The organism is Streptomyces sp. NPDC091271 (assembly GCF_044757505.1).
Taxonomy (GTDB): domain Bacteria; phylum Actinomycetota; class Actinomycetes; order Streptomycetales; family Streptomycetaceae; genus Streptomyces.
In genome coordinates this window covers 120654-143506 of the sequence record NZ_JBIVVD010000005.1, presented here as the reverse complement: position 1 = coordinate 143506, position 22853 = coordinate 120654, and the positions used below count along the sequence as shown (strand labels likewise).

Below are 22853 nucleotides of genomic sequence, written 5' to 3'. Positions count from 1 at the left end.
CATGGGATACGGAATGCTGGCCGCGGCCATAGCGGCGGAGGTGGCCGGGACGACGGCCATGAAGTACAGCGAGGGGTTCACCAGGCTGTGGCCCTCGCTCATCACCGTCGTCGGCTATGTCCTGGCCTTCGCGTTGCTGGCCCAGACCCTCAAGACGCTGTCGATCGGTACCGCCTACGCCATCTGGGCGGGGGCGGGCACCGCGGCCGTCGCCGCCATCGGCATCCTCTGGATGGGCGAGTCCGCGGGCCTCGTCAAGCTGGCGGGCATCGCTCTGGTCATCGCGGGGGTCGTCGTCCTCAATCTCGGAGGAGCCCACTGATGGTCCGGCGGTACGACCCCGAGCGGCGTGAGCGCATCATCGACGCGGCCATCCGCGTCGTCGCGGACCGGGGTATCGGCGGGCTCAGCCACCGCACCGTGGCCGCCGAGGCCGACGTGCCGCTCGGCTCGACGACGTATCACTTCGGCTCGCTCGACGAACTGCTGGTCGCCGCCCTGCGCCGGTGCAACGAGAGCTTCGCCCGGACGGTGCGGGAGAGCCCGTACTTCTCCGACCCCGAGGTCCCGCTGGCCGACGAGCTGACCCGGCTGCTGGGGGAGTGGTTCGCCGCGGGCCGCGGGCCGCTGGCTCTGGAGTACGAGCTGTACCTCGCGGCCCTCCGCCGGCCCGCTCTGCGGCCGGTCGCCGCCGAGTGGGCCGACGCCCTGGCCGTCCTGATCGCCGACCGCACCGACCGGGCCACCGCGCGGGCGCTCACGGCCCTGCTGGACGGGATCAGCCTCCAGGTGCTGCTCACCGGCGACGACTTCGACCCGGAGTACACCAGGGAGATGCTGGCCAGGGTCGTGGACGGGGCAGGCCGCTGACACCGGTCAGGCGGTGCCCCGCCGGACGGCCGCGGTAGGTGCACGGCTCGAAGGTGCGGCCTCTCGCGCCCGGGATCCCGGCGCACCCCGGCGGTCGGGTGTCCTGGCGCGCGCGTAGGCGCCGCGAAGCGGTGCAACACCGTGTGCGGCGTGGCGGCGACGGGGGCGTGCGATCGGTGCCGGCAGCTGTGCGCTCCCTGCTCGGTTGACCTGGCGGATGCCAGGCTGCCATAGTCCGTTCCCGAAGGGAACTCACTGCCTGGGGGGGCGGAATGGGCATGCTGCGCGGCGTACCGAGAACGGTGCGGCTCCTGGCGTTCGGCGCCTTCCTCAACGCCGTCGTCAGCTTCACCTTCGTCTATCTCTTCGTCTACCTCACCGGACCCCGCGGCCTCTCCGTCGCCCAGGCGGGTGTGATCAGCGGCATCGGCGGGATCGGCCTGGTCGCGGGCAACTTCACCGGCGGCTGGTTCGGGGACCGGTTCGGCCACCGGCGGATGCTTCTGACCGGCGCCTGTGTGAGCGGTGCCGTGCTCGTCGCCCTCCCCCTGCTGCCCCTGGGCGCCCTGTACACGGTGCTGCCCCTGGCCCAGTACGCCTCGGGGGTCGTCCGCGCGGCCGACGCGGCGCTCGTCGCGGTCTCCGTCCCCGCCGGAGGGCGCCGCCAGAGCTTCGCCCTCACCCGCTTCGCCTCCAACGGCGGCTTCACCGTCGGGCCCCCGCTCGGCGCGCTGATCGCCGCCGCGTCCTCGTACGACTGGCTCTTCCTCGCGGACGGACTGGGCACCCTGCTCTTCGCCGGCTACGCCGCCGCGATCCTGCCGTCCCGCGGCACCGCGCACACCCTGCGCACGCACGACCCGCACACACCGGGCTTCTGGCGCGAACTCCGGGACAGGCCCGCGGTGCTGGTCCTGCTCGCCGCGATCGTCTGCGTCGACCTCGTCTACCGTCAGCAGTACTCCACCCTGCCCGTCTTCCTCGCCGACCACGGCTACGGCACCCAGTTCTACGGCTGGCTGATCGCGGTCAACGGGGGCGTCATCCTCTGCCTCGAACTCCCCGCCGCACACGCCCTGCGTCGCCGGGCGCCGCTGACCGTCGTCGGGGCCGGGCTGCTCCTCGTCGGACTCGGCTACGCGGTGCTGATCCCCGGGGCGGGTGCCCTGTTCGCCGTCTCGATGATGGTGTCGCTGACCCTGGGCGAGATCCTCTACAAGACCACGGCCACCGCCTACGTCGCCGACCAGGCGCCGCTCCACGCGCAGGGCCGGTTCCAGAGCCTGTACGCGGGCGCGTCGATCAGCGGCCAGGTCCTCGCCCCACCCCTGGGCGGCGCGCTGTACACCGCCGCACCCGCGCTGCTCTGGCCCCTCTGTGCGGCCCTCGCGTGCGGTGCGGGGGTGGCCGTACTGGCGGCGCGGCGGCTGCGCGAACCCTCGTCCGGGGCGCGGGTGACGAGCGGTGCGGGACCCGGTCGCCCCGTCCCCCCGGGCGAATACGCTCCGGCAACTGAGACCGGTTCGCCCGCACGGGGCTCGGACGGTTAGGTTCTGTTCATGACCGACACGACTTCCCAGGGCTCCGCCCGCACCACCGGCGCCGTCGCCGCCGGCCTCGCCACCATCGCCGGTGACGGCACCGTCCTCGACACCTGGTTCCCCGCTCCCGAGCTCGTCGCGGAGCCCGGCCCGGCCGGGACGCAGCGCCTGAGCCCCGAGGAGGCGGTGAACCGTCTCGGCGACGGCGCGGCCAAGGCCATCGGCGTGGACGCACGCCGCGGCGTGGAGATCGTCGCCGTGTCCACGGTCATCTCCTCACTGGACGACAAGCCGCTCGACGCGCACGACACCTACCTGCGGCTGCACCTGCTCTCGCACCGTCTCGTGCAGCCCCACGGGCAGAACCTCGACGGCATCTTCGGCTTCCTCGCCAACGTCGCCTGGACCTCGCTGGGCCCGGTCGCCGTCGACGACCTGGAGAAGGTCCGGCTCAACGCGCGTGCCGAGGGCCTGCACCTCCAGGTCACCTCGGTGGACAAGTTCCCCCGGATGACGGACTACGTCGCGCCCAAGGGCGTGCGGATCGCCGACGCCGACCGGGTGCGGCTCGGGGCCCACCTGGCCTCCGGTACGACCGTGATGCACGAGGGCTTCGTCAACTTCAACGCGGGCACCCTCGGCACCTCCATGGTCGAGGGCCGCATCTCCGCGGGCGTCGTCGTCGGCGACGGCTCCGACATCGGCGGCGGCGCGTCCACCATGGGCACGCTGTCCGGCGGCGGCAAGGAGCGCATCGCCATCGGGCAGCGCTGTCTGATCGGCGCCGAGGCGGGCATCGGGATCGCGCTCGGCGACGAGTGCGTCGTCGAGGCCGGGCTCTACGTCACGGCCGGCACCCGGGTCACGATGCCCGACGGCCAGGTCGTCAAGGCCCGCGAACTCTCCGGCGCTTCGAACATCCTCTTCCGCCGCAACTCGGTCACCGGCGCCGTCGAGGCCCGCCCGAACAACGCGGTCTGGGACGGGCTCAACGACGTACTGCACAGCAACGACTAGTCCGTAGCGTCGAGGAGTTCCTCGTACACCCCGCGCAGCCCGTCGACCGCCTCGCGGTCGGCGGGCTGCAGCGGTTCGCGGACCGGGCCCGCGTCCAGCAGCGCCTTCGCCGTGACCGTGCCGGGCAGGCCGGCGGCCATCATGGCCTCGATCAGCGGGGCGGTGAGCCCGTTGAGGCGGGCCGCCTCCGCGGTGTCGCCGGCGTCGAACGCGTCCAGCACGGCCCGCATCTGACGCGGGGCGGCGTTGGCGACCGTACTCACATAGCCGGCTCCGCCGAGCGCGTACAGCGGAAGGTTGAGCTCCTCGCATCCCGAGTAGTAGGCCAATGAGGTCCGCGCCATCACCTTGGCGGCCGCGAGCAGGTCGTACGAACAGTCCTTGACCGCCACGACGCGCGGATGTCCGGCCAGACGGAGCAGTGTCGCCGGTTCGATCCTCGTGCCGGTGCGGCCCGGGATGTCGTACAGCATCAGCCCGATGCCCGTGGCGTCTGCGACCCGGAGGAAGTGCGCCTCCACCGCGGCCTGCGGGGGGCGGCTGTAGTACGGCGTCACCACCAGCAGCCCGTCGGCGCCCGCGGCCTCGGCCTCCCGCGCGAGCCGGACCGTGTGCCGGGTGTCGGAACTGCCCACGCCCGCGACGAGCGGGACGGAGTCGCCGACCGCCTCCCGGACGGCCCGCAGCAGCGCGGTCTTCTCCTCGTCCGTCGTGGTCGGTGACTCGCCCGTGGTGCCGCTGAGCACGAGGCCGTCGCAGCCGTCCGCGACGAGACCGGCGGCGTGACGGCGGGCGGCGTCCAGGTCCAGGTCACCTGCGGCGGTGAACGGGGTGATCATGGCGCAGAGGGCTCGGCCGAAGGGCCTGGCCGTGTGGGATGTCATGTCCGCAGTCTCGGCTTCCGGTGCGTGCGGGTCCACTTAGTTCTGCTCGGGGTGAAGGGCAAGAGACGCTGAACGGTGGAGGCGGCGTCTGGCATGATCGAACGTGGTTGCGACAGACCGTTCCGGGGGTGGGTACACGGCGTGCGCGTACGGAGAACGATCTCGGCCGCCGTGCTCACGGTGGCCACGCTGACGCTGTCCGGCTGTGCCGGTTTCCTCGTCCCCGCGGGCGAGGGGGAGCCGGGTCCGTCGCCGACCCCCACCAGCGCGACGCGGCCGGCGGACGCCGCGCCCGCCCCCGCCGAGGGAGCGCCCGCCCCCGCCGCGCCGGCCGACGGCTGCCCCGCCTCCGGAGTGGTCGTGGGGATGGGCCCCGTGCAGACGGCGATGTTCCACCGTGCCGTCACCCTCACGCTCACCAACTGCGGGAAGCAGCCCTACCGCGTCCACGGCTACCCGTCCGTCCGCGCGCTGGGCGACGAGGGCGAACGCATCCCCGTACCCGTGAACGCGGGCGGATCGATGTTCGGCAACGACGAGGGGCCGGAGGAGGTCATGCTGAAGCCCGGCGCGAGCGTCACATCGACGCTGGCCTGGGTCTCCACCAAGGAGGGTGGCGACCTCATCGAGGGCGACGCCCTGGAGATCTCCGCCGCCCCGGACACAGGGGCGCGTGTCTTCCCGCTGGAGGGTCACGACATACGCCTGATGGACGAGCTGAACACGACGGCGTGGCGGGTGCGGACGGCAGGATGACCGACCTTGACCTCAAGCGCACTTGACGTATCAGGGTGGTGATCGAAGGCGGACCGCGAGGGTACGCCGGAGAGGATCACGCCATGCCTGCCGTGCAGTTCACCTCCCGTCCCGAGCTGGCCCGTCCCGACGCGGGGACCGTAAAGGTGAGTACCTGGGACGTCGGCACCCCCGAACGGCAGCGCCGGACGATCGAGGCCATCCGTGCCGCCTGGGCGGCCCGCGAGTGGCCGCACCCCGGGCTTCTCTCGTACAGCGTGCTCGCCGGGGAGGACGGGAAGACGCTGCTCCACTACTCGCAGTGGACCGACGAATCCGTCCACCGGGAATTCGCCCGCACGGGCCGTGACGAGCGCGTCGCCGAGATCGACGCGGCCGTTCCCGGCATCGAGCGACTCGGGCTGCGCGCGTTCGAGCTGTACCGCTCGGGGGTGAAGCAGGACATCCGGGAGCCGGGTTGCGTCGTGATCGTCGACATCGAGCTCGACGGACCGGACCCGGCCGGCCAACGTGACTGGGTGGACGCGGTGTTCGAGGCGCTCGAGTCCGATCCGGCGCCGCGGCCGGGCGGCATCTCGGCGCACTTCCACGTCAGTACGGACGGGACGCGGGTGCTCAACTATGCGGAGTGGGAGAGCGCCCAGGCCCACGTCGACGCCCTCGCCGCCTCGGGCGACGGGGTCGGATCGACGACACCGCAGTGGCACAGGGTCCAGAATCACCCCGGCCTGAAGCGCAGTACCGTCCGCCGCTACACACCCGCGCTCAGCCTCGCGTCCGGCCTGTAGGAGAACCGGGCGGCTCGGGACGAAATGCGTCTACGCTGGGGGGCGGCCAAGGCCCCGTACGCACCGGGCCGGCCCCTCGCACACAGCCCGCGCACGCCCCGAGGAGAACCCCCTGATGTCCGCAGAGCGCCCCTCCCTGCCGCCGGTGCGGCTGCACACCGAGGCCGAGCTGGCACGGGACGCGCTGGCCGCTCCGCTGCTCGCCCGCGCCGTCCGCCTCGCCCGCTGGGCGGGGCCGAAGACCCGGGTCGGCGCCGGTGGTGAGCTCGTCGAGGCGCAGCTGCCCGACGCCGCACAGCACCTGGGGCTCGGCGACGACGAGGACGGCGCCGCGTACGCCAGCGAGGCGTGGCGCCTAGCTGTGGACACCGGGCTCGTCGACTTCGAGGACCCGCAGGACGCGGACGAAACCGGGGAGGGCGACGCGGAGGGCACCGTCACGGCCGGCGAGAACCTGGCGCTGCTGACCTCCGGCTCCCCGCAGGACGTCCTCGCGATCTGGCTCGACGGCCTGGAGGCCGTGCACGCGGACGCCACCGCCCCGGCCTTCGACGACTTCGCCGATCTCATCGGTGAGGACGGGAGCGTCGACTTCGACGCCCTGGACTGGGACCCGGAGGAGGAGGCCGAGTTCCTCGACGGGGTGCTCGGCAACCTCTATCTGCTGACCCTCTCGGAGGCCGGTCCCGCCGACGGCCCCGTGCCGCTGCCGGCCCTCGCCGCCTCCGTGGTGGTGCCCGACGACATGGGGGAGCCCACCGACGACGTCCTGGAGCAGGTGTCCGAGGCGATGATGCGGCTGGACGACCAGTTCCGGGTCCTCGAACCCATCGGGATCGTCGAATACCGCCCGGTGGACGAGACGTTGCTGACCGAGGAGGGCGAGGAGGCGACACCGCCCGCCGACGACGAGGACGTCACCCGCTACGGCATGGTGAGGCTGACGCCGCTCGGCCTCTACGGCATCCGGGAGCGGATGCTGGAGGCCGGCGTGGACGCCCCCGCCGTCGGTGACCTCGCCGACAAGGGGGCCGACGCCCTCCTCGACGGCATCGCGTACTACCCCGAGGAGGCCGCGCGCACCGAGGTCGGTCTCTGGCTCGGCCGGCGCGGAGCCGAGAGGGCGGAGGCCGCCGCGGTGGAGCTCCTGGACGCGGCGCGCGGCGCCGACCGGCGGGCACCGCTCCGCAGGCTCCACTGCCAGCAGGCCCTCGCACTGGTCGGCCCGGAGGCCGAGCCCGCGGTCCGCGCGGTGCTCGGTGATCCCGAGCTCGGCGGTCTGGCCCGGGTCTGGCTCGCGGAGCGTGGCGCGGCGGACGTGCCCGCGCCCCCGGAGTCGATGATCTTCTGGCTGGCCGTGGACACGATCGCCGCCCAACTGGACGCCGACGGCGACCTGGACGAGCTCCAGGAGCTCGTCGAAGGGCTCTCCGGACAGCACAGCGGCTTCTTCGACGAGGCCTGGCGGGTGGAGCACCCGGCTACTGCCGAGGTCCTGGAGGCGATGGGCCGCCTCCACAGCGACCGCGGTGCCGCGAAGGCCGCCCGCAAGGCGGCGTACAAGGCACGGTCGCGGCAGCAGAGCTGACGCACGGGTACGGCACGGCCGCGGCAGAAGGGCTGCCGCGGCCCGTCGGTCTCCGGCGATGTTCCTGATCTTCGCCGTCCGTTCACCGAGTCGCCCATCGGCCATGGCTCACGGCTGCGAGCATCCGGTTCCTCAGTGGACCGAACCGGAGGAACGATGCTCCCGAAGAGAACCTGTGCCGCACTCGCGGTCCTGGCCGTGACCGCGGGCACCCTGGCGGGCGCAGGTGTGGCGAACGCGGGTCAGACGCACGGCGGAGACCGCGGACGGAAGCCGGTGGCCTTCGAACGCGCCGCCACCTACCCCGTCTTCCGGAACCGGCCGGCCGGGGAGGACGCCGCGGACCGGACCGTCGCCGAGATCTCCGCGACCAGCGAGGACGGCCGCACACTCGTCTACACGGACGCCGCAGCCAAGCGGATCGGCTTCCTCGACATCAGCGACGCCGGCCGGCCCGAGGGGCTGGGCACGCTCTCCCTGGCCGAACTGGGCGACGCCGAGGACGAGCCCACCTCGGTGTCGGTGGTCGGCCGGTACGTCCTCGTCGTCGTGAACACCAGCGAGAGCTACAGCCAACCGTCCGGACGCCTGGACGTCATATCGCTGGCCACCCGCGAGCGGGTGGCCAGTCACGACCTGGGCGGCCAGCCCGACTCGATCGCGATCAGCAAGGACAAGCGGTACGCTGCCGTCGCCATCGAGAACGAGCGTGACGAGGAGGCCACCCCGCCCGGCGGCGAGGAGGGCGACCTCCCGCAGGCTCCCGCGGGGTTCGTCCGGATCGTCGACCTCAAGGGCTCCTCGCCCACCCGGTGGACCACCCGCGCGGTGCCGCTGACCCGGGCGGACGGCTCCGCGCTCCCCGCACTCACGGCCGCCGGAATCACCGAACCCACCGACCCGGAGCCGGAGTACGTCTCCGTCAACAGCCGGGGTCAGCTCGCCGTGACCCTGCAGGAGAACAACGGCGTCGTCATGATCGACCTCGCGTCGGGGCGCCTCACCAAGGCGTTCAGCGCCGGCACGGCCTCCGTCGACGGCATCGACACCGCCGAGGACGGCGTCATCGACCAGACCGGGTCCATCACCGACGTGCCACGCGAACCGGACGCCCTCGGCTGGATCGACGACCGCTACCTGGCCACGGCCAACGAGGGCGACTGGAAGGGCGGCACCCGCGGCTGGACCGTCTTCGACAGCCGTACCGGCAAGGTGGCCTGGGACGCCGGCAACAGCTTCGAGCACATCGCGGCGCGCTACGGCCTGCTGAACGAGGACCGCTCCGAGAACAAGGGCACCGAGCCCGAAGGGCTGGCCATCGCCACCTACGACGGGGTGCGCTACGCCTTCGTCGGCTCCGAGCGCAGCAACTTCGTCGCCGTCTACGACGTCAGCAACCCCACCCGGCCGGTCTTCGAGCAGGTGCTGCCGGCCACCAACGGCCCCGAGGGCCTGCTGCCGATCCCCTCACGCGGACTGCTCGCGGTCTCCAGCGAGGAGGACGACGCCGAGGCCGGGGTGCGCGCCTCGGTGAGCCTGTTCGAGCTGGGCAGAGGCACGCCCACCTACCCCTCGCTCGTCTCGGGCCCGGACTCCACGGGCACCCCCATCGGCTGGGGCGCGCTCGGCGCGCTGTCGGCCGTGCCGGGCCGTGCCGACGAGCTGTACACCGTCACCGACGCCGCGTACTCCGCCACCCGCGTCCTCACGATCGACGCGGACCGCGAGCCGGCCGTCATCACGCGCGAGCTGGCCGTCAAGGACGCCACGGGCAAGCCCGTCGGTTACGACGCCGAAGGCATCCACGCCCGCCCGCAGGGCGGCTTCTGGCTGGCCGTCGAGGGCAGGACGGGCGCCGGCAACCAGCTGGTGCGTCTGGACCGCCACGGCGTCACCCAGCAGGTCGTCCCGCTGCCGTCCGGCGTCGCCTCGGGCCTCGGCCCGCAGGGCTTCGAAGGCGTCACCGCCACCACGGACCGCGACGGTCGCGAGATCGTCTGGGCGGCCCTCCAGCGCCAGGCCTCGACCGACCCGGCCGGTGTGGTCCGGCTCGGCCGTTACGACGTCCGGGCGGGCACCTGGAGCTGGTACGGCTACCGGCTCGGAACCACCACCACGGCCGGCGACTGGATCGGCCTCTCCGAGATCACCGTGGTGGGGAACAGGCTCGCCGTCATCGAACGCGACAAGCTGAACGGCCCCGCTGCCGAGATCAAGCAGATCTACACGGTCGGCCTGCCGAGGACCGCGGCCCCGGAGGGCACGCTCACCGTCCTGCCCAAGACCCTTGCCCATGACGTGCTGCCCGACCTGCGGGCCACGAAGGGCTGGACGCAGGAGAAGCTCGAAGGTCTCACCGTGGCGGGCAACGGCCACGTCTACGCCGTCACCGACAACGACGGCCTGAGCGACTCCACGGGGGAGACGGCCCTCCTCGACCTCGGGACCGCCCGCAAGGTCCTCGGCCGCGGCTGACCCGTCCGCCGGCTGCCGCCACCGCCCCAGGCCCGCCGGCGGCCGGACCGGCCGCCTCACCGCCCCGCGGCGGAGGCGGCCGGTGGACCGGCGTGTTCCGGCCAGGTGAGGCCGGTCGCGGCCGGTCGCTGCCGCACCGATGGGCGGGTTTGTCCTGGGACGGGAACCGGGTTGGGACACAGGACCCCCGTACGCCGGTCGGTGTTCAGCTGGAGTTGGTGCGGGGGAGGGAACGTGATCGCGCCAGCCCACCCGGCCACACAGCACCAGGAGCCCGCCATGTCGATCACCCGCAGGGAATTCAGCAGACAGTCCGCCCTCACCGGTGCGGGGATAGCCCTGACCGGTGCCGTCGGCGCACTGGCCACGGCACCCGGCGCCCTGGCCGCCGAGGACTCGCGGCACGGCCATGACCACGGGGACGACGGCAAGGGCCACGGGCACGGCAAGGAGCTGGGCTACGGGCCGCTGATCGACGACCCGAAGGGCATCCTCGCGCTGCCCGCCGGATTCTCGTACCGCGTCATCACCCACAGCGGGGTCACCAAGCTGGAGACCGGCGAGCCGACCCCCTCCAACCACGACGGCACCGCCGCCTTCGAAGGCGCCCGCGGTGTCACGCTCCTGGTCAACAACCACGAGCTGAGCGGCACCCGGGCCGGCTGGGAGTACCCCGTCCCGCTCACCGAGGGCCTCGTCTACGACCCGGTCGCGGCCGGCGGCTGCACCGTCGTGGAGACCCGTCGCGACGGCCGCACCGCCGAGTGGGTCGGCATCGCGGGTACGTCGACCAACTGTGCCGGCGGCAGCACCGCGTGGGGCACCTGGCTCACCTGCGAGGAGACCGAGGACAAGGCCGGCAGGAACGGACTGCTCAAGGACCACGGCTACGTCTTCGAGGTCGACCCGTACGACAAGCGCGCCAACCGCGACCCGCGCCCCATCAAGGCGTTCGGCCGGTACGCCCACGAGGCCGTCGTCATCGACCCGAAGCGGGGGCACGCCTACCTGACCGAGGACGCGTCCGGCCCCAACGGCCTGCTCTACCGCTGGGTCCCGCCGCACGGCTTCAAGCACGGCCGGGGGAAGCTGCGCACCCTCGCCGACGACGCCGGTGTCCTCCAGGCCACCAAGTGCTACGACAAGAGGGGCGCGTTCGTCGACGACCTGTCCCGCGCCACGGAGATCGGCACCGTCTACGGCGTGGACTGGGTCGACGTACCCGACCGCGACGCGAAGACCGTCTCCGTGCGCAAGCAGTTCACCGACACCCAGGTGACCCGCGCCCGCAAGCTCGAGGGCATGTGGTGGGGCGACGGCGGCGCCTACTTCGTCTCCTCGTTCGCCCGGGACGAGAGCCCCGTGGCCCACGACGGCCAGGTCTGGTTCTACGACCCCAAGCGCCGCACGGTCACCCTCAAGGTCCTTCTCGGCGTCAACGCCGACCCGTCGGTGGACGGCGCCTTCGACGGCCCGGACAACATCACCGTGTCCCCGTACGGCGGCATCGTCATCTCCGAGGACGGGAACGGGATCCAGCACCTCTTCGGCGCGACCGACAGCGGGCGCACCTACCCGATCGCGCGCAACGACCTCAACGCCGGCACGGAGGAGGACCCCTCCTACAGCGAGATCGCCGGGGTCACCTTCTCCCCGGACGGGAAGACGCTGTTCGCCAACATCCAGACCCCCGGCATCATGCTCGCCATCACGGGTCCGTGGAAGCGCCAGCCGGACAAGCACTGACACCCGCCTGCGCGGCGTGCGGGGGTAATCCCCTCACGCGCCGCGCAGGCGTTCTCCTGGAGTCAGGGCAACGCACCTCCCGGTGCGAAGGCGGCGGCTGCTTCCTTTCCAGAAACCACGCCGCGGCCGGCACCGACGAGCAGGCGTCGTTCACCCACTACGGGGACCACCGAGGACATCCCGACGGACGTGCCCGTACACACCTGGAACCTCGCCGGGTACCGGGTCGGGCACGCGCCGTGGGGAAGCGAGAACCGCCACACCTTCGGGGGTCTTTCCGACGCGGCGTTCCGCATGATGCCCCTGCTGGAAGCGGGCAGGAGCGCGGACCGGCCCCGGAACCGCTGATTACGAATGCGGCACTACTGACCGCTCCGGAGCGGTCGGGCATGGCGTCGGGCGCTTACAGGGCGCATACTCGACCGTAATGAAACAGTCAGCCGGTTCCCGGCGTCACCTGCCTTCCAGTCCCTTCAACCGCCCGGCCCAGGCGGCCCCACCGGTCGAATGCTTCGATGTGGGCGACAGGGTGTCGCACGACCAGTTCGGACTCGGCCGAGTCCTCGCTGTCGAGGGCGACAACGACGCAGTGCTCATCGACTTCTCGGGGCGACAGGGGAGGATCCTGAGCCCGTACTCCAAGCTGACCAAGCTCTGAGAGAGCGAACGAGCACGCACCGCGTCCCACCGGAAACTCTCCGGATCCGGGGCACCTGAGGGGAGACCCCGCGGGTGCCCCGGAAGCCGTCTCCCGGGGGCGGCGGTGTTACAGGGCCTTGGCGGCGGGCTTGACCATGCCGCGGACGGTCCGGGACTTCACGAACTCGCCCATTCCGGTCATCTCCCACTCGCCGGAGAACTGCTTGATCAGCTTGGCCATCATCACGCCGGTCTGCGGTTCGGCGCCGGTCAGGTCGAAGCGGACCAGCTCCTCGCCGGTGCCCGCGTCGATCAGCCGGCAGTAGGCCTTGGCGACCTCGGTGAACTTCTGCCCGGTGAACGAGTTGACCGTGAACACCAGGCCGGTCGCGTCCGCGGGGATCCGGCCGAGATCCACGACGATCACCTCGTCGTCCCCCGCGCCCTCGCCCGTGAGGTTGTCGCCGGAGTGCTTGATCGCGCCGTTCAGGATGGAGAGCTTGCCGAAGTAGCAGCTGTCCAGGTGATTGCGGTTGGGGCCGAAGGCGATCACCGAGGCGTCGAGGTCGATGTCCTTGCCGCGGAACGCGGGCTCCCAGCCGAGGCCCATCTTGACCTGGGAGAGCAGCGGCCTGCCGCCCTTGACCAGGGACACGGTCTGGTTCTTCTGGAGGCTGACCCGGCCCTTGTCGAGGTTGATCTTGCCGGAGCCGGGCGGTGCGGGCGGTGCCGCGGGGGCCGGCGGCGCGATCCGCGGGTCGACGGGCGCGGCAGCCGGGGGAGCCATGGGCGGAGCGGCAGGCGGTGCGACGGGTGCGGCGGCCGGTGCGGGCGCCGCCGCCGGGGCGGGCTCCTCCACCGAGACGCCGAAGTCCGTGGCGATGCCCGCCAGCCCGTTCGCATAGCCCTGGCCGACCGCGCGGGCCTTCCAGGCGCCGTTGCGCAGGTAGATCTCGATGACCACGAGCGCCGTCTCGCCGCCCAGCTGTGGCGGCGTGAACGTGGCGAGCGCGCTGCCGTCGTCCGCGTTGCGCACGGTGGCGGTGGGCTCCACGCCCTGGAAGGTCTGGCCCGCGGCGTCGGGGCTCGCCGTGACCACGATCTTCTCGATGCCCGGGGGGACCGCGGTGGTGTCCACCACGATCGCGTCGGGCGCCGACCCGCCGCCCGAGCGGTAGGTCACGCCGGGGCCCGAGGGCTGGTTGTAGAAGATGAAGTCGTCGTCGGAGCGCACCTTGCCGTCGGCGGTGAGCAGCAGGCCCGAGACGTCGAGCCGCACCGGGGCGGCGACGTCCACCGCCACGCGGGCGGCGGAGAGAGGGATGTTCGAGCCGGGGGTCATTGCGGTCATGCACGGGGTAACGAACGACCCGGCTTTGCCGTTCCCTTACCTTCGCGGACTTGCTCCGTACGGCTCAGCGCCCACCGCGCGCCCGGTTGCGGGGGTGTTCGCGGGCGGCGCGCTCGTTGCCGTGCCGGTACGCGCCCGTCCAGCGGGCCATGACGAGCTGGGCGTCACCGGAGGTCACCTCCGCGAGGAACTTCTCCGCCCGGCCGCCGCGCAGGGTGCCCGCGGGGCGGCCGTGGTGCGTGAGGGTGACGCTCGCGTCGCCGTGCTGCTCGTACTGGAATCCGGAAGGTTTCGGCATGCCCGAATGGTGCCCCGACCCGTGGTGCCGCGTCGCGTGAATTGCGTGGGCCCGACCCTAGTACGGCCAGATCGGCGGGTCCGTGACGAAGTGGCCGCCGATGTGGGCGTGGTCGGGGTTCGCCGGGTCCAGCTCCCCGTGCTCGGCGACGAGCTTCTCCGCGTACTGCTCGGAGTCGTCCTGCGGCTCGTAGCCGAGGGAGCGGGCCGTCGTCAGGTCCCACCAGAGCCGGGTGTTGTCGGAGGAGCCGTAGACCACCGTGTGCCGCACGTCCTCGGCGGTGAGGGCCGCGTGGAACAGGCGCGCCCCGTCGCCGGGGCTCATCCAGACGGACAGCATCCGCACCGACGTCGGCTCCATGAAGCAGGAGCCGATCCGCACGGAGACGGTCTCGATGCCGTGCTTGTCCCAGTAGAACTGCGCGAGGTCCTCGCCGAAGGACTTCGACAGGCCGTAGAAGGTGTCGGGGCGGCGTGGGGTCTCGACCGGGATCAGCGGGTCACCGGCGACCGGGCGCGGGGTGTAGCCGATGGCGTGGTTCGAGGAGGCGAACACGATGCGCCCGACGCCCTCCTCGCGCGCCGCCTCGTAGAGGTTGTAGGTGCCCTCGATGTTGGAGCGCAGGATCTTGTCGAACGAGGCCTCGAGGGAGATGCCCGCGAGGTGGATGACCGCGTCGACGCCCCGCACCGCCTCCCGCAGCGCGGCCTTGTCACCGAGGTCGGCGGTGACGGCGTCCGGCTCGCCCTCGATGGGGGTGAGGTCGAGGAGCCTGAGGTCGTAGCCGTACGCGGGAAGCAGTCCCCGCATGAGGGTGCCGAGGCCGCCGGCGGCGCCGGTGAGAAGGACGGTGCGCGGAGCTGGCATTCGGGGATCTCCTCGGTGCGGGCGCAGGGTGCGGGCGCGGCGTGCGCGGACGGGGCGATGCGGTGCTGCGCGGGGTGGGCGTGCGGGCGGCGGGGTGCGCGAGGCACGCCGACGTCACGCGACCGCCCGATGCGTCAAATCCATGGGCAGCATTCACATGCGTGGACACGCTAGGAACTCGCGGCGGACCGCGTCAAGTGTCGCTCGGTCCGGACAGGTTCGTCTCGGGGTTGGGTGTTCCTGTCTTGACCGGCGCCGTACGGCTGCCTTAGCGTGGCAGCGTTCAGAGATATGGACACCGATCATAATTGTGCACGACTGAATCTGCACAGGGAGCGCCCGTGACCTCAGCCCCTCTTGCCGCCCGACTCACCGATGTCGCCGGGCCGCTCTTCTTCCCCGTCACCGCCTACGGGCCGGACGGCGCCGTCGACCTCGACGCCTTCCGCGCGCACGTGCGCCAGGGCGTGGACGCCGGCGCGGCGGCCGTCTTCGCCTGCTGCGGCACCGGCGAGTTCCACGCACTGGCCCCGGAGGAGTTCGGGCTCGTCGTGCGGGCGGCCGTCGAGGAGACCGCGGGGCAGGTGCCCGTGGTCGCCGGTGCCGGTTACGGCACGGCGCTCGCGATCCAGTACGCGAAGCTCGCCGAGGAGGCGGGGGCGGACGGACTCCTCGCCATGCCGCCCTATCTCGTCGTCGCCGGCCAGGAAGGGCTACTGGCCCACTACACCGCCCTCGCCGCCGCCACCTCCCTGGAGACGGTCGTCTACCAGCGCGACAACGCGCTCTTCACCCCGGAGACCGTCGTCGCCCTGGCCCGGACCCCCGGGATCATCGGCCTCAAGGACGGCTACGGCGACCTCGACCTGATGCAGCGCATCGTCAGCGCCGTGCGCACGGAACTGCCCGGCGAGGAGTTCCTGTACTTCAACGGGCTGCCCACCGCCGAGCTCACCGGGCTCGCCTACCGGGGCATCGGCGTCACGCTCTACTCCTCCGCCGTCTTCGCCTTCGCCCCGGACATCGCCCTGGCCTTCTACCGGGCGCTGGACTCCGGTGACGACGACCTGGTCAACGCGCTGCTCGACCACTTCTACCGTCCGCTCGTCGAACTCCGGGCCAAGGGCCACGGTTACGCGGTGTCGCTCGTGAAGGCGGCCGTCCGGCTCGAGGGTCTGGCCGTCGGGACGGTGCGCACCCCGCTCACCGAGCCCCCGGCCGCGCACATCGAGGAGCTGACCTCGATCATCGCCGACGGCCGCGCGGTCCTGGAGAAGTACCGCGCGGGTGAGGCGAAGTGAAGGCCTCGGCTTTCCTGTACCCCTGGGACGTCGTGGGGGACCCGGACGCCCCCGCCCGCCTCGCCGGCCTCGGCGTCCAGCAGGTGACGCTCGCTTCCGCCTACCACTCCACCCGGGCCCTGACCCCGCGTCATCCGGGCCACCGGATCGTCACCGCCGAGCACGCCGCGGTGCTCTACCCGCCGGACGCCGCGCGCTGGAGGGGGCGCACGCTGCGCCCGTACGCGCAGTCCTGGGTGGCGGGGCAGGACCCCTACGCCGAGGCGGCCGAGGCCCTCACGGGAGCGGGTCTCCAGGTGCACTCCTGGGTAGTCCTCGCGCACAACTCCCGCCTGGGCGCCGAGCATCCTGACACCTCGGTGGTCAACGCCTACGGCGACCGCTACCCCTGGGCGCCGTGCATCGCGCAGCCCGTCGTCCGCGCGTATCTGGTGGACCTGGCGGCCGAGGCGGCCGTACGCCCGGGGGCGTCGGGCACCGAGCTGGAATCGTGCGGCTGGTACGGCTTCGCCCATCTGCACGCCCACGACAAGACCTCGGGGGTCGCGCTCGGGGACGCGGCGCAGTATCTGATGTCCCTCTGCTTCTGCGCCGACTGCCGGGCCGGGTACGCCTCCGTGGGGCAGGACGCCGAGGAGCTGCGCACCGCCGTGCGCCACGCCCTGGAACCGGTCTGGGCCGGATCCGGCTCCGGTGAGCAGGGCTGGGCCGGGGTGGAGAAGCTGCTCGGCGCCGGCCTCGCCGACGCCACCCGGCGGTGGCGTGACCCTGTCGCCAGGGCGCTCCAGGAGGCCGCTGTCGCCGCCGTACGGGCCGCGGCACCCGGACCGGACTTCCAGGTCCTGCTCCACGCCGATCCCGCCTCCTACCGCACCGGGGCCAACGTGGGGGTCGACCCCGCGCACATCCTCTCCACGGCGGACGGCCTCGTGCTGCCCTGCACCGGCGGCGCGACGGCACGCGAGGCTGTTCTCGGGCCGTTCGCGGAGCTGTCCGGGGTGCTGGCGGCGAACTTCAACGTGGTGAGCGGCATGGGCGGCAGCCCCGGCACGCTGGAGAGCGACGCCGCGCACGCGGCCTCGCTCGGCGCGAACGAACTGCGCCTCTACCACGCGGGCCTGGCCTCCGGGCCGGACCTGAGCGCCGTCACGACCGCCCTCTCCGCCGTCCGCGGCGGCTGATCCCGGAGCGTTCCCACCCTCGAGATGACTCAGGTCCCCGGCGTGCGGCCGGGGGCCTGAGTCATGCCGGCCCCGGGGTGCGCCGCGCCGCCCGGGTTTCCACGTTCGCCGAACTTCTTTTGCCAGAAGCGTTGACGAAACATTCCCACCGCTCTAGCTTCATCGCGTCGTACTTCGTACGTCATATATGAGACGCCATACGCGAGATGTGAGAGCCCTTCCCCCATGACCTTTGCGCCTGCCCCGATTCCGTCCAGGACCCAGTACGTGCTGGAGGCGATCAAGCACGCGATCCTCACCGCGCAGCTGCAACCGGGACAGGCGCTCGTGGAGACCGAACTGGCCGCGCAGTTCGGGGTGTCGAAGACGCCCGTACGCGAGGCGCTGAAGACGCTCGCCGGCACCGGGCTGGTGGTCATGAGCCAGTACAAGGGTGCCACCGTGCGGCTCGTCGACGCGGCCATGGCCCGGGAGGTGTACGACGTACGCCTGCTCCTCGAGCCGGAGGCGCTGCGCCGCTCCATGACCCGCAAGGTCTCGCTGGAAGCGGCCCAGGAGGCCCTGGAGCGTGCCGACTCGGCGATCGACAAGGCGGACAGGTCGCTCGCCAACCGGGACTTCCACCGGGCCCTCTACCTGCCCTGCGGGAACCCGCTGCTCGCCCGGATGCTCGACGAGATCCGCGACCAGGCCGCACTGGTGTCGACCGTGGCCTGGTCGGCGAACCCGTCCTGGGAGCGCGAGGCGGCCGAGCACCGGGAGATCCTGCGGCTCGCCCTCGCCGACGACGCGACGGCCGCAGTGGGGGCCCTGCACGACCACATCGCATCCTTCGTACGCCGTGCCTTCCCCGACGACGAAGACGGGGGTGACACAGCGTGAACCACCAGCTGGACGTGTATCACCAGCACCTCGACGAAAGGCCAGTCCGCATGGACCTCTCACCGCTGAAGGCGGCCCTCGCTGACGTTGTCGCGATCCCGGTGACCCCGTTCGCCGAGGACGGGAGCATCGACGTCCCGGCGCACCGCGCACTTCTGCGACGGCTGCTCGACGGCGGCGTCCGCATCGTCACCCCGAACGGCAACACCGGTGAGTTCTACGCACTCACCCCCGACGAGCGGCGCACCGTCACCGAGCTGACCATCGAGGAGGCCGGAGGCCGTGCCACCGTCCTGGTGGGGGTCGGCCACGACGTGCCGACCGCCGTGGCCGCGGCCGAGCACGCCAGGGACGCCGGGGCCGAGATGGTGATGGTGCATCAGCCGGTGCACCCCTACGTCTCGCAGGAGGGCTGGATCGACTACCACCGGGCCATCGCCGAGGCCGTTCCCGGGCTCGGGGTCGTCCCGTACATCCGCAACCCGCTGCTCGCCGGCGAGCGCCTCGCCGAGCTCGCGGACAGCTGCCCCAACGTCATCGGTGTGAAGTACGCCGTCCCGGACGCCGCCCGCTTCGGAGCGTTCGCCCGGGACGCCGGCCTGGAGCGGTTCGTATGGGTCGCCGGGCTCGCCGAGCTCTACGCCCCCTCCTACTTCGCGACCGGCGCCAGCGGTTTCACCTCCGGACTCGTCAACGTCGCCCCCGGTGTCTCGCTCGCCATGCTGGAGGCGCTGCGGGCGGGCGACTACCTCGCGGCGATGAAGGTCTGGGAGCAGATCCGCCGCTTCGAGGACCTGCGCGCCGACCGGCAGTCCGCCAACAACGTGACGGTCGTCAAGGAGGCCCTGGCCTCGCTCGGGCTCTGCCGCCGCGACGTACGCGCACCGAGCCGGGTGCTGCCCGAGGAGCAGCGCGCCGAGGTCGCCGGTCTGGTCGCCGGGTGGTCGATATGACGGAGAACGGCACGGCGGGCCGCATCGCCCCCGAGGAGCTGCGCAGCCACCAGTGGTGGGGCACGGACGGGCTCCGCTCGTTCAGCCACCGCGCCCGCACCCGGCAGCTCGGCTACCTCCCCGAGGAGCACCTGGGCAAGCCGGTCATCGCGATCCTCAACACCTGGTCCGACATCAACCCCTGCCACGTCCATCTGCGCGACCGCGCGCAGGCGGTCAAGCGGGGCGTCTGGCAGGCGGGCGGCTTCCCGCTCGAATTCCCGGTCTCCACGCTCTCGGAGACCTTCCAGAAGCCGACCCCGATGCTCTACCGCAACATGCTGGCGATGGAGACGGAGGAGCTGCTGCGCTCCTACCCCGTCGACGGCGCCGTGCTGCTGGGCGGCTGCGACAAGTCCACGCCCGCGCTGCTGATGGGCGCCGCGTCCGTCGACCTGCCGACGGTCTTCGTGCCCGCCGGGCCGATGCTGCCGGGGCACTGGCGCAACGAGGTCCTGGGCTCCGGCACGGACATGTGGAAGTACTGGGACGACAAGCGCGCCGGCCTGATCGGCGACTGCGAGATGGCCGAGCTGGAGAACGGGCTCGCCCGCTCACCCGGCCACTGCATGACGATGGGTACCGCCTCGACCCTGACGGCGGCCGCCGAGGCGCTGGGCGTCACCGTGCCCGGTGCCTCCTCCATCCCGGCCGTGGACTCCGGTCACGACCGCATGGCGGCACAGTCCGGGATCCGGATCGTCGAACTGGTGTGGCAGCAGCTGAAGCTGTCGCAACTCCTCACGGCGGACGCCTACGAGGACGCGGTCGCCACCGTCCTCGCCCTCGGCGGCTCCACCAACGCCGTCATCCACCTGATCGCGATGGCGGGCCGCTCCGGGGTGAAGCTCACCCTGGACGACTTCGACCGCATCGCCCGCACCGTGCCCGTCCTCGCCAACCTCCGCCCCGGCGGGAAGTACCTGATGGAGGACTTCCACTTCGCCGGAGGGCTGCCCGGGTTCCTGGCGCGGCTCACCGACGTGCTTCACCTGGACCGGCCCACCGTCTCGCACGCCACGATGCGCGAACAGCTCGACGGGGCGCTCGTCCATGACGCCGACGTCATCAGGGAGCGCGACAACCCCCTGGCCCAGGAGGGCGGTGTCGCGGTCCTGCGCGGCAACCTCTGCCCCGACGGCGCGGTCATCAAGCACATCGCCGCCGAGCCGCACCTGCTGCGCCACACCGGTCCCGCGGTCGTCTTCGACGACTACAAGGAGATGCAGCGCACCATCAACGACCCGGCCCTGGCCCTCACCCCCGACCATGTGCTGGTGCTCCGCAACGCAGGCCCCAAGGGCGGCCCCGGCATGCCCGAGTACGGCATGCTGCCGATCCCGGACTACCTGCTGAAGCTGGGCGTACGGGACATGGTGCGGATCTCCGACGCCCGGATGAGCGGCACCAGTTACGGGGCCTGCGTCCTGCACGTCGCGCCCGAGTCCTTCGTCGGCGGACCGCTCGCCCTGGTCCGCACCGGTGACAGCATCACGCTGGACGTCGAGGCGCGGCTGCTCCACCTCGACGTGACCGACGAGGAGCTGGAGCTCCGCAGGTCCGGGTGGACCGAACCGCCCGCCCGCTACGGGCGCGGTTACGGCGCGCTCTACCAGGACCAGATCACCCAGGCCGACACCGGATGCGACTTCGCGTTCCTGGCACGGCAGGGAGAAGTGCCCGACCCGTACGCGGGCTGAAGCCGGGCGAAGAGAATTCCGCGCACCGCCCCGTCCGGGATATCGAACGGCATGCGGTAAGCGCTTGCATCATGCACCGAAAGCACGGCACATCCAGCACTTTCCAGAGATCGGAGACGCGTCATGGCCCAATCCGCAGCCGTGGCCACACCGCCCCCCAAGGGGAAGGCGTCCAAGCGCCGCTCGGCCACACCCCGCCGTTTGCCGTATCTGCTGATCGCGCCCGCGGGCCTGCTGATGCTGGGCTTCATCGCCTACCCGGTGGTCAGCGTCTTCTACTACAGCCTGCAGAACTACAACGTCACCAAGCCGTGGCGGAACGGCTTCGCCGGCTTCGACAACTTCACCAGGATCTTCACCGAGGACGAGCAGTTCTGGCCGACGCTCGGCTTCAGCGCCCAGTGGGTCTTCACCCAGGTGACCCTGCAACTCGCGCTCGGTCTCGCCCTCGCGCTGATCGTCAACCAGACCTTCATCGGCCGCGGTATATCCCGCGCCATGGTCTTCTCGCCCTGGGCCGTCTCCGGGGTGCTGACCAGCACCATCTGGATCCTGCTCTACAACTCCTCGACCGGCTTCAGCCGCTACCTCGCGGACGCCGGGATCGGTGAGTACGGCACGTCCGTCCTCTCCGACACCGGGACCGTCTTCTGGGCGGCGACCATCTCCGAACTCTGGCGCGGAGTCCCCTTCTTCGCCATCCTCATCCTCGCCGACCTGCAGTCCGTCTCCAAGGAGCTGTACGAGGCGGCGTCGGTGGACGGCGCGGGCCGGCTGCGGCAGTTCTTCCACATCACCCTCCCGCACCTGCGCGACGCGATCATCCTGGCCACCCTGCTGCGCGGGGTCTGGGAGTTCAACAACGTCGACCTGCTCTACACCCTCACCGGCGGCGGACCGGCGGGCGAGACCACCACCTTGCCGCTCTACGTCGCCAACACAGGCATCGAGGGCCACGACTTCGGATACGCCTCCGCGCTCACCACCGTCGCCTTCGTGATCCTCCTCTTCTGCTCGATCGTCTATCTGCGCCTGAGCAAGTTCGGAGGCGACAACAAGTGACTGCCGCACTCGTGGAGAAGAACGACGCCCGCACGCCGGGACTGTCCGGGGGCAACGACCTCCCGCCGCCCTCCTCGCACCGCCGCACCAAGCGTGAGCGTGCCTTCGACGACGTACCGCGCTGGCAGATCTACGTGCCGCTCGGCATCTACCTGCTCTTCACCCTCATCCCCTTCTACTGGATGTTCCTCTTCGCCGTACGGCCCGCCGGCTCCACCTCGCTGGTGCCCTGGCCGATGACGGGGGAGCACTTCTCCAAGGTCTGGAACGAGCGCAGCTTCGCCCTCTTCTTCCAGAACAGCATGATCGTCGGCGTCGCGACACTGATCGCCACGACCCTGGTCGCGCTGGCCGGCGGCTACGCCCTGGCCCGGTTCGACTTCAAGATCAAGGGCGCCTTCATGCTGGCGCTGCTCTGCTCGCAGTTCATCCCGGGCGCCCTGATGCTCGTGCCGCTCTTCGAGATCTTCAAGAACCTCCAGATGATCAACTCCCTGGGGAGTGTCGTCATCGCGGAGACCGTCTTCCAGCTCCCCCTCTCGATCATCCTGATCAGCGGCTTCATCAAGAACGTGCCGGTCTCCCTCGAGGAGGCCGCCTGGGTGGACGGCTGCTCGCGCTTCAAGGCCTTCTGCGCCGTCGTCCTGCCGCTGCTGCGCCCCGGACTGATCGCGGTCGGCTCGTTCGCCTTCGTCCACAGCTGGAACCACTTCCTGTTCGCCCTGATGTTCCTCAGCGAGCAGGACAAGCAGACGATCCCGGTCGGTCTCAACACCCTCATCGGCGCCGACAGTGTCGACCTGGGGGCGCTGGCCGCGGGCGGTGTCATCGCCGCCGTGCCCGTGGTGATCGTCTTCGCCTTCATCCAGAAGTGGCTCATCACCGGCTTCAGCGCCGGCGCCGTGAAGGGATGAC

Annotated in this window: 21 protein-coding genes and 1 pseudogene; 18 read left to right on the top strand and 4 right to left on the bottom strand. The window is 71.6% G+C overall.

The genetic code is table 11. The features are described 5' to 3' along the window. Nucleotide 1: 1 nt before the first annotated feature. The 4 genes from ACIQM3_RS21805 (at nucleotide 2) to dapD (ending at nucleotide 3428) form a co-directional block, all read left to right on the top strand. On the top strand, nucleotides 2-322 hold the full coding sequence (locus tag ACIQM3_RS21805; protein ID WP_356712075.1) for a multidrug efflux SMR transporter: 321 nt from the start codon (nucleotides 2-4) through the stop codon (nucleotides 320-322). Continuing rightward, nucleotides 322-870, top strand: a complete 549-nt coding sequence (locus tag ACIQM3_RS21800) for a TetR/AcrR family transcriptional regulator (protein WP_401626742.1) — start codon at nucleotides 322-324, stop codon at nucleotides 868-870. The genes ACIQM3_RS21805 and ACIQM3_RS21800 overlap by 1 nt, the downstream gene beginning before the upstream one ends. Nucleotides 871-1142: 272 nt before the next feature. Then, nucleotides 1143-2420, top strand: coding sequence for an MFS transporter (locus ACIQM3_RS21795; protein WP_401626741.1), 1278 nt, complete (start codon nucleotides 1143-1145; stop codon nucleotides 2418-2420). A 9-nt stretch (nucleotides 2421-2429) separates the two neighbouring features. After that, nucleotides 2430-3428 carry a 2,3,4,5-tetrahydropyridine-2,6-dicarboxylate N-succinyltransferase gene (gene dapD / locus ACIQM3_RS21790; protein WP_401626739.1) on the top strand — a complete coding sequence of 333 codons (999 nt, stop codon included), beginning with the start codon at nucleotides 2430-2432 and terminating at the stop codon, nucleotides 3426-3428. Here the strand turns inward: dapD and dapA are convergent. Continuing rightward, a complete protein-coding gene (gene dapA / locus ACIQM3_RS21785; protein WP_401626737.1) occupies nucleotides 3425-4312 on the bottom strand; it encodes a 4-hydroxy-tetrahydrodipicolinate synthase in 888 nt (295 codons plus the stop codon). The two genes, dapD and dapA, sit on opposite strands and share 4 nt — an antisense overlap. A 141-nt stretch (nucleotides 4313-4453) precedes the next feature. Between dapA and ACIQM3_RS21780 the strand changes: the two genes are divergently transcribed. The 7 genes and pseudogenes from ACIQM3_RS21780 to ACIQM3_RS21750 all read left to right on the top strand — a co-directional run bounded on the left by ACIQM3_RS21780 (nucleotide 4454) and on the right by ACIQM3_RS21750 (nucleotide 12323). Then, nucleotides 4454-5068, top strand: a complete 615-nt coding sequence (locus tag ACIQM3_RS21780) for a DUF4232 domain-containing protein (protein ID WP_401626735.1) — start codon at nucleotides 4454-4456, stop codon at nucleotides 5066-5068. An 83-nt stretch (nucleotides 5069-5151) separates the two neighbouring features. Beyond that, a complete protein-coding gene (locus ACIQM3_RS21775) occupies nucleotides 5152-5856 on the top strand; it encodes an antibiotic biosynthesis monooxygenase (protein WP_401626733.1) in 705 nt (234 codons plus the stop codon). 115 nt (nucleotides 5857-5971) lie between these two features. Continuing rightward, nucleotides 5972-7444 carry a hypothetical protein gene (locus ACIQM3_RS21770; protein WP_401626731.1) on the top strand — a complete coding sequence of 491 codons (1473 nt, stop codon included), beginning with the start codon at nucleotides 5972-5974 and terminating at the stop codon, nucleotides 7442-7444. A 156-nt stretch (nucleotides 7445-7600) separates the two neighbouring features. After that, entirely contained in the window at nucleotides 7601-9919 is a 2319-nt protein-coding gene (locus tag ACIQM3_RS21765; RefSeq protein WP_401626730.1) for an esterase-like activity of phytase family protein, read from the top strand. 279 nt (nucleotides 9920-10198) lie between these two features. Continuing rightward, a complete protein-coding gene (locus ACIQM3_RS21760) occupies nucleotides 10199-11665 on the top strand; it encodes an alkaline phosphatase PhoX (RefSeq protein ID WP_401626729.1) in 1467 nt (488 codons plus the stop codon). A 131-nt stretch (nucleotides 11666-11796) separates the two neighbouring features. Further along, a pseudogene (locus tag ACIQM3_RS21755) lies at nucleotides 11797-12013 on the top strand (TROVE domain-containing protein); the annotation flags it as partial. 79 nt (nucleotides 12014-12092) lie between these two features. Beyond that, nucleotides 12093-12323 (top strand): hypothetical protein, encoded by a 231-nt coding sequence (locus ACIQM3_RS21750; protein WP_014156926.1) that lies wholly within the window; start codon nucleotides 12093-12095, stop codon nucleotides 12321-12323. 108 nt (nucleotides 12324-12431) lie between these two features. On the opposite strand, the gene ACIQM3_RS21745 is transcribed toward ACIQM3_RS21750, so the two are convergent. From ACIQM3_RS21745 to ACIQM3_RS21735, 3 genes are all read right to left on the bottom strand, one after another. Next, complete coding sequence (locus ACIQM3_RS21745) at nucleotides 12432-13655, bottom strand: TerD family protein (protein ID WP_401626728.1); 1224 nt, start codon at nucleotides 13653-13655, stop codon at nucleotides 12432-12434. A gap of 64 nt (nucleotides 13656-13719) precedes the next feature. After that, on the bottom strand, nucleotides 13720-13953 hold the full coding sequence (locus ACIQM3_RS21740; RefSeq protein WP_401626727.1) for a hypothetical protein: 234 nt from the start codon (nucleotides 13951-13953) through the stop codon (nucleotides 13720-13722). 57 nt (nucleotides 13954-14010) lie between these two features. Beyond that, nucleotides 14011-14820, bottom strand: a complete 810-nt coding sequence (locus ACIQM3_RS21735) for an NAD-dependent epimerase/dehydratase family protein (protein ID WP_401626726.1) — start codon at nucleotides 14818-14820, stop codon at nucleotides 14011-14013. A 341-nt stretch (nucleotides 14821-15161) separates the two neighbouring features. Between ACIQM3_RS21735 and ACIQM3_RS21730 the strand changes: the two genes are divergently transcribed. The 7 genes from ACIQM3_RS21730 to ACIQM3_RS21700 all read left to right on the top strand — a co-directional run bounded on the left by ACIQM3_RS21730 (nucleotide 15162) and on the right by ACIQM3_RS21700 (nucleotide 22852). Then, nucleotides 15162-16121 carry a 5-dehydro-4-deoxyglucarate dehydratase gene (locus ACIQM3_RS21730; RefSeq protein WP_401626725.1) on the top strand — a complete coding sequence of 320 codons (960 nt, stop codon included), beginning with the start codon at nucleotides 15162-15164 and terminating at the stop codon, nucleotides 16119-16121. Then, nucleotides 16118-17302: a hypothetical protein gene (locus tag ACIQM3_RS21725; protein ID WP_401626724.1), complete on the top strand. Its 1185-nt coding sequence runs from the start codon at nucleotides 16118-16120 to the stop codon at nucleotides 17300-17302. The genes ACIQM3_RS21730 and ACIQM3_RS21725 overlap by 4 nt, the downstream gene beginning before the upstream one ends. Before the next feature lie 225 nt (nucleotides 17303-17527). Next, entirely contained in the window at nucleotides 17528-18184 is a 657-nt protein-coding gene (locus tag ACIQM3_RS21720; protein WP_401626723.1) for a GntR family transcriptional regulator, read from the top strand. Between the two features lie 50 nt (nucleotides 18185-18234). Continuing rightward, the gene (locus tag ACIQM3_RS21715) at nucleotides 18235-19137 is read left to right on the top strand and encodes a dihydrodipicolinate synthase family protein (protein WP_401627429.1); all 903 of its coding nucleotides are present in this window, start codon (nucleotides 18235-18237) and stop codon (nucleotides 19135-19137) included. Continuing rightward, nucleotides 19134-20876 carry an L-arabinonate dehydratase gene (gene araD / locus ACIQM3_RS21710; RefSeq protein WP_401626721.1) on the top strand — a complete coding sequence of 581 codons (1743 nt, stop codon included), beginning with the start codon at nucleotides 19134-19136 and terminating at the stop codon, nucleotides 20874-20876. Before ACIQM3_RS21715 ends, araD begins: the two co-directional genes overlap by 4 nt. Before the next feature lie 123 nt (nucleotides 20877-20999). Continuing rightward, nucleotides 21000-21938 (top strand): carbohydrate ABC transporter permease, encoded by a 939-nt coding sequence (locus ACIQM3_RS21705; RefSeq protein WP_401626719.1) that lies wholly within the window; start codon nucleotides 21000-21002, stop codon nucleotides 21936-21938. Next, nucleotides 21935-22852 carry a carbohydrate ABC transporter permease gene (locus tag ACIQM3_RS21700; RefSeq protein ID WP_401626718.1) on the top strand — a complete coding sequence of 306 codons (918 nt, stop codon included), beginning with the start codon at nucleotides 21935-21937 and terminating at the stop codon, nucleotides 22850-22852. The genes ACIQM3_RS21705 and ACIQM3_RS21700 overlap by 4 nt, the downstream gene beginning before the upstream one ends. The last annotated feature ends 1 nt before the right edge of the window (nucleotide 22853 follow it).